Below are 1,121 nucleotides of genomic sequence, written 5' to 3' on the forward strand. Positions count from 1 at the left end.
TTAGCTAAATCTACAGTACTAGCATCGTTACTTAAACTTAAGGTATTCGTGTTTAGGGTTAAATCTTGATTATCTGTTCCAGTTCCATCTTGTAATGAAGATATATCAATTGTATTTCCATTAGCAATCGATAAATCAGTTCCAGCTAAAGAAATAGTTTGTTTATCAGTATTGTCTAGATACTTAGCTAAATCTACAGTACTAGCATCGTTACTTAAACTTAAGGTATTCGTGTTTAGGGTTAAATCTTGATTATCTGTTCCAGTTCCATCTTGCAATGAAGATATATCAATTGTATTTCCATTAGCAATCGATAAATCAGTACCAGCTAAGGAAATTGTTTGAGTATCTGTATTGTCTAGATATTTAGATAAATCTACTGCACTAGTATCATTACTTAAGCTTAGCGTATTTGTAGTTAAACTTAAATCTTGATTATCCGTTCCAGTTCCATCTTGCAATGAAGATATATCAATTGTATTTCCATTAGCAATCGATAAATCAGTTCCAGTTAAAGAAATAGTTTGCGCATCGGTATTGTCTAGATACTTAGCTAAATCTACAGTACTAGCATCGTTACTTAAACTTAAGGTATTCGTGTTTAGGGTTAAATCTTGATTATCTGTTCCAGTTCCATCTTGCAATGAAGAAACATCAATCGTATTTCCATTAGCTATGGTTAAATCAGTACCAGATAGAGAAATAGTTTGTGCATCAGTATTGTCTAAATATTTAGCTAAGTTTACTGTGCTAGCATCATTACTTAAACTTAACGTATTTGTAGTTAAGCTTAAATCTTGATTGTCTGTTCCAGTTCCATCTTGCAGTGAAGAGACATCAATTGTATTTCCATTAGCTATGGTTAAATCAGTACCAGCTAAAGAAATGGTTTGGGCATCCGTATTGTCTAGATATTTAGATAAATCTACTGTACTAGTATCGTTACTTAAACTTAGCGTATTTGTAGTTAAACTTAAATCTTGATTATCTGTTCCGGTTCCATCTTGTAGTGAAGAAACATCAATCGTATTTCCATTAGCTATGGTTAAATCAGTACCAGCTAAAGAAATGGTTTGGGCATCCGTATTGTCTAGATATTTAGATAAATCTACTGTACTAGT

The 1,121-nt window shown here is 32.1% G+C and carries 1 protein-coding gene; it reads right to left on the reverse strand.

All coding sequences use genetic code 11. The annotated features are described in order from the left end of the window. The coding region (locus Q0881_RS17700; protein ID WP_299163286.1) for a hypothetical protein at positions 1-1,121 on the reverse strand (1,121 nt) is incomplete at both ends.

Origin of the sequence: uncultured Tenacibaculum sp. (genome assembly GCF_947494125.1) — a bacterium.
Classification (GTDB): domain Bacteria; phylum Bacteroidota; class Bacteroidia; order Flavobacteriales; family Flavobacteriaceae; genus Polaribacter.